Origin of the sequence: Bacillus sp. JJ783, assembly GCF_036963225.1 — a bacterium.
GTDB lineage: Bacteria > Bacillota > Bacilli > Bacillales > Bacillaceae_G > Bacillus_A > Bacillus_A cereus_U.
The window spans coordinates 1-9,468 of the sequence record NZ_JBALMG010000084.1; the positions used below are offsets into that span (position 1 = coordinate 1).

A 9,468-nucleotide genomic window follows, 5' to 3' on the forward strand; every position below is an offset into this window, starting at 1 on the left:
GTGTGAAAGTTGCACGAATCCATGAACATATTGCAAATGCAAGAGCTGATTACTTACATAAACTTTCTACTGAAATCATCAAAAACCACGATGTTATCGGTATGGAAGACTTACAAGTCCGTAATATGCTCAAAAATAGAAAGTTTGCAAAAGCGATTGGTGAAGTATCTTGGTCACAATTTCGAACGATGTTGGAATATAAAGCGAAATGGTATGGCAAAAAAGTTGTTATGGTATCTAAAACATTTGCTTCTAGTCAATTATGCTCCAATTGTGAATACAAAAACAAAGACGTTAAAAATCTAACCATTCGTGAGTGGGATTGCCCTTCTTGTGGCGCACATCACGATAGAGATCGAAACGCAGCGCTCAATCTTAAAAACGAAGCAATTCGTCTCTTAACCGTAGGAACTACGGGGATAGCCTAATGAATTAGAAACCGTTAGGTTTCTGTACTTAGGAATCTCCCACTTCAAACAGCCCGCGAGGATGCTAAGTGGTGAGTAGTTCAAGAGCAAATGATAGAATTTTCAGTTTCATATAAGTAGAAATTTCATAGCTGAATAGTTTAGAAAAAGAGAAATAATTATAAAATCTGAGAGGTGTTTTGAATTTATTTTTTAGGGAAAATAGGGTTCTGGTGCAAAAAATTCAGGACAATTGCAGTAAATCTACAAATCTTGGACATACTGATACTACTAATCTAAAGAAGGTGCGTGATTGGTATGGAAAAGGAAAATGTATTCAAATGGAAGTATTATCAGCCTGATATTATTTTATTAACGATAAGATGGTACCTACGGTACAACCTCAGTTTTCGTGATTTAGTGGAAATGATGGAGGAAAGGGGCTTATCCATTTCTCATACAACGATTATGCGTTGGGTTCATCAGTACGGTCCTGAATTGACGTCATCTTAAACAAACAAATGACTCCTGGAGAGTCGATGAAACATATATCAAAGTAAAAGGTCAATGGATGTACCTGTATCGTACTGTTGATTCGAAAGGAAATACAATCGATTTTTACCTAAGCAAAACAAGAGACCAGAAGGCTGCAAAGCGCTTTTTCAAGAAGGCCTTGCAGTCTTTTCATGTTTCAAAACCTCGTATTATAACAGTCGATAATAATCCAGCTTATCCTATAGCAATTGAACAGTTGAAAAAAGAAAAAAGCATAGCTGGTGGTATGCGACTTAGACAACAAAAGTACTTGAATAACATAGTAGAACAAGATCAACGCTTTATAAAGAAGCGAATTCGTTCTATGCTAGGGTTCAAATGTTTTGACACAGCTACATCCATTCTTTCTGGAGTAGAGGCCATGCATATGATGAAAAAAGAACAGGTTGATTTACGGGACCAGTCTGTCCAAAATCAGAAAGACTTCATCCATCAATTGTTTGGACTTGCAGCATAAGATACGATTCCGTTAGGAATCTATGCACTTTATTATCTTTTATTCTATTTTTGCACCAGAACCTATTTAACGCCATGATTAAATGATTTTTTCAATTTCAAACACGCCTTTGATATGGAAATAATATACGGAAACTTGCATAAAATCGAGTGCAATAGTCATGAAATAAAAGCAATAAATGTTGGATAAATTAAGCAGTTCAGAACATGAAAATGATTAAAGTATATTTTAACTGGAATTTGCAAAAAAGCAACCCATTATCCTCTATGGACTCTTAATTTAAAAGCACATATTACTTCGTCAGGCGTGAGTAATAAAATCCAATGGTATCAAGTGAAAATTTGCTATTAGAGTTCGTCATGTATACTTCGACATAGATAAGAGGACATATGACGAACTCTAATGATAAAAAAAGGGTTCGTCATATGTATTTCGTCATATATGTTGTAGAGTATCAAAAATAGATAAAATTTACGGTGAATATATTTTTGCATAGACGAAGTGGTTCTGGTGCAAAACTATAAGATTTATGTAACTAATCTCTGATACTTAGACATACTGATACTAGTACTCAAAAAAAAAGCGTGAACAGTATGGAAAAGCAAAACCTATTCAAGTGGAAACATTATCAGCCTGAACTAATCTTATTAATAGTAAGGTGGTATCTACGGTACAATTTGAGCTTCCGTAATCTGGTGGAAATGATGGAAGGGGATTATCCATTGCTCACACAACGATTATGCGCTGGGTTTATCAATATGGGCCTCAATTAGAAGAGAAAGTACAACATCATCTAAAATCAACAAATGATTCATGGAGAGTCGATGAAACCTATATTAAAGTTAAAGGGCAAAGGTAATTTCTATGGGTGCAGTAATTATCCGGAATGTGAAATCTCCTTGCCGAAAAAAATTAAAGAAAAAGCGATTCCGGAGGCACAAGCGAAAAAGCTGTTTGAGGATAAGAAAACAGACCTTTTAAAAGGATTTAAGTCCAATGAGAAAGAGTTTTCCGCTTATCTAGTGTTACATGAAGGAAATATCAAATTTCAGTTCCTCACACAAGAGGAGCTGTCATTTGGTAAATGCCCAAAATGTAAAAAAGGTGAGATCCTTCATCGTAAAACGTTTTATGGATGCACGGAGCATAAAAACGGATGTGATTTTATGTTACCAGCAAAGATGAAAGGGAAAGCAATCCCTGGTAATCAAATGAAAAAGCTGATTCAGTATAAAACAACAGATTTTATAAATGGCTTTGAAGGGGAAAAGGGAGAATTTACGGCAGCTATCTATATGGAAGTGGACGGAAGTTTGAAATTCCGTTTTCCAACGACTGAAGATCGTACAATTGGCAAATGTCCACTATGCAAAAGTAGAGTTCTTGTAGGAAAAAGTAATTACTTATGTGAGCGATACAACAAGGGCTGTGACTTCATCATTTTTGGTACATTCTCTGGTAAAAATCTAAGTAGTAACCATGTGAAAAAGTTATTAGAAAAGAATGTGACGGATCAAATCAAAGGGTTTATCTCAAACAAAAACGGGAAGAAATTTGACGCTCGTTTATCATACAGCGTACAGGAGAAGCGATTAAAATTCTTATTTGGAAAATAAAAATTAAATGTATCAACTATAAGTAGCAAAAGAGGACTAGGAAACGGAATAGTCCTCTTTTTTATTTCATTTTATAGAGTAAAGGGGGGATTCCGTAATGTCACATGTCAGTACGGAGGACGCGATGAAAGCAAGAAATATTGACTTGATTTCATATCTCGAAGCAAAGGGAGAAACGTTTAAGAAAGAAGGAAACTATTATCGTCATACGGAACATGACAGTCTTCTTATTAAAGGAAATCAATATGCCTGGAATAGTCGTGGCGAAAAGGGCTTTGGAGCGATTAGCTTTGCGATGATGTACTATGAAATGACATTTCCGCAAGCTGTATTAGACATCAATAAAGGGGATTACAAAGAGTTAGATCGTTCAAAAGCTGAAGAGGAACGCAAAAAAGAACAGCAGCCTTTTATCTATCCAAAACACTTAGAGGTACAGAAGCAAACAGAGATCAAGCAGTACTTAATTGATGAGCGGAAAATAGATCCTCGTCTAGTAAACTGGCTGATTAAAAAGGATCTCATCGTCCAGGATAAGAAAAATAATGTCGTGTTCAAATGGAGAGAAGAAGGGGGCAAAGGGCAAGTAATTGGAATGAACCGTCAAGGTACTGTCAAAATGGAAAATAAAAGAGGAAGCTTTAAGCAAATTGTCCCGAATTATGAAAAAATCCATGCAGGTTTTACGGTTGATGTAGGTAAACCGGATAAGATCTATTTTTATGAAGATCCAATTGACATGTTATCCCATTGGAGTATCAAGCAAAATAAAATACAAAACGCTCGCCTGGTGTCTATGCATGGTTTGAAGTCAAAAACAGTGATTCAATCTTTAATGGATGCGAAAAAAGAAGGGCACGATATTAAAGAGGTCCTTATGGCAGTGGATAATGATAAGGCTGGGAAAGACTTCATTCAGACGATGAAATGCTTTGTAGATCTTAAAGAGGATATCCCAACGAATGAAAAAGATTGGAACGATGTCCGGAAGAAACAAGTGAATGAACAACAGCCAAAAGAAACAGCTCAACCAAAGAAAATGAAACCAATCAAAGAGGTGGAAAGAAGTGTCTAATATACCATCTATGCCAAACATACTACAGATTTTGATTTACGGTTTTATCATTTATGTTCTTTTACGTATTTGTAAATTTGTGTACCGAAAGATCCAGGAGCGGAGAATGCTGAAGCGAATGGCACGGTCTGGTATTCGCTATATAGACAAAATGGACGGACATCAATTTGAAGTATATCTGAAAGCTCTCTTTCGAGAGCTTGGTTATTCCCCAATGGTCACAAAGCAGTCAAATGATTTCGGTGCAGATCTTGTATTAAAGGGTAAAAATCGTATTGTAATCCAGGCGAAACGATACGGGATGAAAAATAGAGTTGGCATCAGTGCCGTACAAGAGATATATGCAGCGCAAGCGTATTACAAAGCACATGAGGGCTGGGTTGTAACAAACAGTGTGTATACAAGACAAGCAAAAGAATTAGCGGAGGCTTGCAATGTAAAACTAATAGATCGTGTAGAACTTCAGAAACTGATTAATAAAATTAATCCCGAATATTCGGCTGAAGATGTGTATCAAGGGATAACACCTGTAGAACGGAAATGTCCAACATGTAAACATGATTTAGTCGTTCGAAATTCGAGTACAACAGGAAATAAGTTTTTTGGCTGTTCTCAATATCCTACATGTACTCACACAGAACCAATCAATACATGAGCTGTGATGGAAATCCAGCTCTTTTGTTATTTGTGGGTTTGAAATAAAGTTTGATAATTTATAAAAAAGTCTGATCGTTTATAATAAATTAGAACTAACAAAAAAACTCTGTAAAAATCATTTTACAGAGTTTTTTGCTAATTATTTATTGTTTTACATAACAAATTGTTACTTGCTCGTCTATATGGAAAATTTGTAATGATTTACCATCGTAGTTTTCAATCTTATAAGATGTATAAACAGGAGTCGGTATCTTCGTTTCTTGACCGTCTTTCTTTACTTTTTCCATTACTAATGTTAACTGTTTCGCATCAATAGATACGTCATATGTTCCTGTCAAAATGTTATCTTCACTTGGATAAGAACCATTTACATACGTAACAAATGTCTTATCACCTTTCAGTACTAAAGTTGTTTTTAACCCGTTACCTAAATCAATAGCCCAGTTACCGATAAGTTCGGTACCGTCTTTTAGATTGTTCTGTACGTTTTTAAATTTACTAGAACTTGAATCTGGTGTATCAATTTGTCCTTTGAATATACCAGTTTTAGCTTGGCTATCATATGTCTTCACTTGATTGCCACTAGATAGGCTTGGTTTATCAGAAGAACTTGAAGAATCACTTGTTGTAGAAGTAGTTGAACCACCTTTTGCTTCTGCTTTTAACTTATTGAAAATAGGAGTCCAAATACGTTTTGCTTCATCTAATTTGTTGTTTGCTTTATCTACGATTACATCATCAGTATCTTTAGGCGTTTTTGAGTAGTCAAATAACTGTTCTATTTCCTTGAAAGTCTCTCTTAACTTTTGAACAGCTTTTACTATTTCTTTGTGGTCTTCCTTATATTTACCAGGTGCATCTATACGTTCTAGTTTATCAAATACTTTATCTAAGTCTTTAATACTATCTCTTACCTCAGCATTTGTTTTACTACCTTTTCTCCAATCTCTTACAGAAGCATCATAATAATCTAATCGTCTTAATAAATCTTGTTCAATGTCTACCATAAGTTGTGGATAATCCTCAGGTAAAACCATAATCATCTTAACATCTTTACTTTCTTCTTTCGAGTTAGTTGATTTTTCCTTTGTTTCAGATGATTTACTTTCTGACTTAGCTGAACTTGTTCCTTCTGTCTTAGTTTCCTTACTTTCTTGTTTACTAGATTCAGCATTTGTTTTTTCTTTGTCTCCAAATAAACTAGTTACACTACAAGCTGACATAGAAACTACTAATCCAGATGCTAGTAAAATTTTACCTGTACTTTTTTTAAAATTCTTCATATGATTTTCCAATTCTCCCTCTCAAAACATAAAAAAGATGCGCTTTAGCCCCTTTAAAACTAAAAAACATACCACTTCTATATTTATCCTAAAATACCTTTCTATGTATAACATTTTACAAGTAATTACAGATGTGGTCAAAATTTATTCTAAATTAACGATGTTCATAAAAAAGATGCGATGCCTTATTCCTTCAAGTAAAAGATTCTAAGTGAGTTTTGATTAAACTTTTTTATAAAAATCTCATACTTAGTTAAAAAGAGTAACTCCATTTTGATCAATCTTTTTTTCAAAATGGAGTTTTTGTTGTTGCTGTTAAATAAAGGTTTGTAACTTCATTTTTATCAAACTTTATTCCAAAGCAACAACAGAAAGGATAGCGTATTTTTTCATCTTAGGGGGGATTTTGTTTTGTTAGCTTGATAGTGATGGGGTACCGCCAGCATTTCGGAAAAAAACCACGCTAAGAGCATGCAAGATTTTATACAGTTTTTCGGCTAATCCAGTAACAAACGAGAACCCGAAAACCCACACTATGATAGGAATGTATAAAAAATTTCATAGATTGATAAAAAAGAAAAAAAGGCGAATCCCTTATGGAAGTAAGGGATTCGCCTTTTTCTTTGCTACCGATAATGATGCGTTATGTTAACCTCACATGTATACAATATGCATTGTTCCTTCTTCAACTAAAGGGCAGGTTAGTTGAAGAAGGAATTTCTCTAAATTTGGAAGAATTAATATTCAAAAATATGTTAAGGAGCTTGTGAATTATATGGAATCCATTAGCAAAAGCGAAGTAAAGCTACGAGATATCACAGAGGAAGATCTTCCTATCTTTTTCGAACAACAACTAGATTCAACGGCGAACTATATGGCTGCCTTTACAGCTAAAGACCCCACTGATAAGGACGCATTTTTTGTCCATTGGAAAAAAAATATTGCTGACGAGACTATCACAATTAAGACTATATTATTCAATGGCATTGTCACTGGACACGTCTCGAACTTTGAACAGTTCGGCGAACCCGAAGTAAGCTACTGGATTGGGAAGGAATATTGGGGTCATGGTATTGCAACTAAAGCGTTGTCAGAGTTTCTGGAGTATGTTAAGGTACGCCCGCTCTATGCTCGTGCCGCTAAAGATAACCTCGCCTCCATTAGGGTATTGGAAAAATGCAGGTTTAAAATCATCTCTGAAGATAAGGGTTTTTCCAACGCAAGAGGCAAGGATGTTGAAGAATTTATTTTGAAGCTCGAACCTTATGAAAGGTAATTTAATACCGTAATACGATTGGAGCGGTTCTTGACTAAGAAACCTTCTGTTGTTTAACTAACGGGTGGCTTTAATTGAGCAAGAAACTAAAAATTTTTAACTTCCGCTAACGAAAATTATGTAAATAAGCTGTCCAAATGGACAGCTTATTTTTTACTTAGCATATTTTTTTCTGAAATGCTGACGATACCCCATCGCTATCAAGCTAAGATTTTGCACTATCTATAAAGCAAAAAAGACGTTATCCTTTCTGTAGAATCATAGGAAAGGATGGCGTTTTTTATGGATCTTTCGATTCTTGACGAACTTCAACCGATTGCTGAAGAATTACAACGATATATGTCTCCTCATGTTCTAGAACACTTAGCTAAAGAAAAAGGATTCGTTCATCGAAAGAGTAAATATCAAGCAAAGGAATTAGTTGCTTTATGTGTATGGCTTAGCCAACAGGTTGCAAGTACATCACTCACACAATTATGTAGCTGTCTTGAAGTATCTACAGGTGTTCTTATCAGCCCTGAAGGGCTTAACCAACGATTTAATGCTTCCGCAGTACAGTTTCTTGAACAAGTTCTAGCTAACCTTCTAACTCAAAGAATTCATTCAACACAAGAAATAATTCATCAATACACCACGACCTTTAAGCACATTCGGATTCTAGATTCTACAACATTTCAGCTTCCAGATAAGTTTTCTTCACATTATCAAGGTTCGGGTGGAAGTAGCCATACGGCAGGAGTCAAAATTCAATTAGAGTATGACTTATTGAGTGGGAAGTTCCTGCACGTTTATGTAGGAGAAGGAAGAAAAAATGATAAAACCTTTGGTTCAACAAGCCTACAAACCATTCGACCAAAAAACTTGTATATAAGAGATTTAGGCTATTTTGACTTACATGACTTACAGAATATCCATGATAAAGGAGCTTACTATATCTCACGTTTGAAATTAAATTCTCGAATCTATCGTAAGAATGATAAGCCAGAGTATTTTCGAAATGGGACCCTGAAGAAAGGGTCACTCTATATTCAGTTAGATATGGAAGAACTCATGAATCAATTGTCCCCTGGTCAAACAATGGAGATTTCAGAGGCATACATCGGATAGTACCAAAAATTACCAGCTCGTGTTATTATTCATCGATTAACAAAAGAACAAACAGAGAAAAGATGGATAGAGATCAGTTTGTTATTTTAGATACCGAAACAATTGGACTTACTCTAACAGATCAAATTATCGAGATAAGTGTAATTGATTTAAATGGAAACATCCTATTAAATTCTTTAGTAAAGCCAACTATAAATATTCCAGCTGAAGCAGCCTCCATTCACGGTATTACAAATGCAATGGTTCACGATGCACCATCGTGGAAAGCAATATATAAAGAGTTACGTGAAGTTACCGTGGGAAAAACTCTACTTATCTATAACGATGAATATGATATAGGCATGATAGAAAACACCTGTATTGCTAACAAAATAGAATTTAAGAATTTTAAATCCAAATGTATTATGAAAATGTACGCCGATTATGTAGATTCAAAAAGATGGATTTCATTAAGTGATGCGACGGAATTAACGATTGAACACCGAGCAGCCGCTGACTGTTTTGCTGTCCTGGAATTATTACAACAACTCAAAAATAATCAAATAGATTAAGATACTGTATATAGGACTAAATTATTAAAATAAAAATAAGCACATCTTGTAAAAAAACAGATGTGCTTATTTTTTAATTTCTAAGCATTTTTACGTTTTAAGAAAATCACTCCACCAACAATTAACAGTAATGCGCCTGCAGCCATAGAGATCCAACTAGTAAGGTTAGTACCTGTTTGCGGTAACCATCCAATTTTAGATTGAATTTCTTTCTTAGGTTGTGGTTGTTCTTTCACTTGCTCTTTTGGTTGCTCTGATGTTGGAGTATTTTTATCTGGATTCGGCTGTTCTGGTTTAGGTTGTTCCGGTTTTGCCTCTTTAAATTTCACTGTTTGACCCTTATCTTCAATGTCAACGTGAATAGCAACTAAGACATTGTCTTGATACAGTTCTTCAAACACGACTACTTCTTTACCTTGTAATGCAGAAGCATTAAATGTGAAATCTAATATGATAGAACCATTTTTTTCTTTTGCAGTAAACT

The 9,468-nt window shown here is 34.9% G+C and carries 6 protein-coding genes and 5 pseudogenes; 9 read left to right on the forward strand and 2 right to left on the reverse strand.

Annotation, left to right across the window (positions count from 1 at the left end):
* The 6 genes and pseudogenes from V7038_RS17670 to V7038_RS17695 all read left to right on the forward strand — a co-directional run.
* Nucleotides 1-428 (forward strand): RNA-guided endonuclease TnpB family protein (locus V7038_RS17670; RefSeq protein ID WP_335471151.1); only part of this gene is annotated, 428 nt, incomplete at its 5' end.
* Nucleotides 429-725: 297 nt separating this feature from the next.
* Nucleotides 726-1,419, forward strand: a pseudogene (locus tag V7038_RS17675) (IS6 family transposase).
* Nucleotides 1,420-2,012: 593 nt separating this feature from the next.
* Nucleotides 2,013-2,272: pseudogene (locus tag V7038_RS17680) on the forward strand (IS6 family transposase); the annotation flags it as partial.
* Nucleotides 2,259-3,035 (forward strand): annotated as a pseudogene (locus tag V7038_RS17685) (topoisomerase C-terminal repeat-containing protein); the annotation flags it as partial. The pseudogenes V7038_RS17680 and V7038_RS17685, both read left to right, overlap by 14 nt.
* A 97-nt stretch (nucleotides 3,036-3,132) precedes the next feature.
* Nucleotides 3,133-4,110, forward strand: a complete 978-nt coding sequence (locus V7038_RS17690; RefSeq protein ID WP_335471154.1) for a DUF3991 and TOPRIM domain-containing protein — start codon at nucleotides 3,133-3,135, stop codon at nucleotides 4,108-4,110.
* Nucleotides 4,103-4,765: a restriction endonuclease gene (locus V7038_RS17695; protein WP_335471157.1), complete on the forward strand. Its 663-nt coding sequence runs from the start codon at nucleotides 4,103-4,105 to the stop codon at nucleotides 4,763-4,765. The genes V7038_RS17690 and V7038_RS17695 overlap by 8 nt, the downstream gene beginning before the upstream one ends.
* Before the next feature lie 145 nt (nucleotides 4,766-4,910).
* Here the strand turns inward: V7038_RS17695 and V7038_RS17700 are convergent, their stop codons facing one another.
* Nucleotides 4,911-6,062, reverse strand: coding sequence for a DUF3994 domain-containing protein (locus V7038_RS17700; RefSeq protein WP_438825115.1), 1,152 nt, complete (start codon nucleotides 6,060-6,062; stop codon nucleotides 4,911-4,913).
* Between the two features lie 763 nt (nucleotides 6,063-6,825).
* On the opposite strand from V7038_RS17700, the gene V7038_RS17705 reads away from it, so the two are divergent.
* The 3 genes and pseudogenes from V7038_RS17705 to V7038_RS17715 all read left to right on the forward strand — a co-directional run.
* Nucleotides 6,826-7,326, forward strand: a complete 501-nt coding sequence (locus tag V7038_RS17705) for a GNAT family N-acetyltransferase (RefSeq protein WP_002201535.1) — start codon at nucleotides 6,826-6,828, stop codon at nucleotides 7,324-7,326.
* 282 nt (nucleotides 7,327-7,608) lie between these two features.
* Nucleotides 7,609-8,496: pseudogene (locus V7038_RS17710) on the forward strand (IS4 family transposase); the annotation flags it as partial.
* 2 nt (nucleotides 8,497-8,498) lie between these two features.
* A pseudogene (locus V7038_RS17715) lies at nucleotides 8,499-8,984 on the forward strand (3'-5' exonuclease); the annotation flags it as partial.
* An 80-nt stretch (nucleotides 8,985-9,064) separates the two neighbouring features.
* On the opposite strand, the gene V7038_RS17720 reads toward V7038_RS17715, so the two are convergent.
* Nucleotides 9,065-9,468: VaFE repeat-containing surface-anchored protein (locus V7038_RS17720; protein ID WP_335471163.1), on the reverse strand; the 404-nt coding region annotated here is incomplete at its 5' end.

Excerpts from the sequence above, each read along its gene's own strand:
- V7038_RS17705 (WP_002201535.1), top strand. The coding sequence starts at position 6,826 with ATGGAATCCATTAGCAAAAGCGAAGTAAAGCTACGAGATATCACAGAG.
- V7038_RS17690 (WP_335471154.1), top strand. The coding sequence starts at position 3,133 with ATGTCACATGTCAGTACGGAGGACGCGATGAAAGCAAGAAATATTGAC.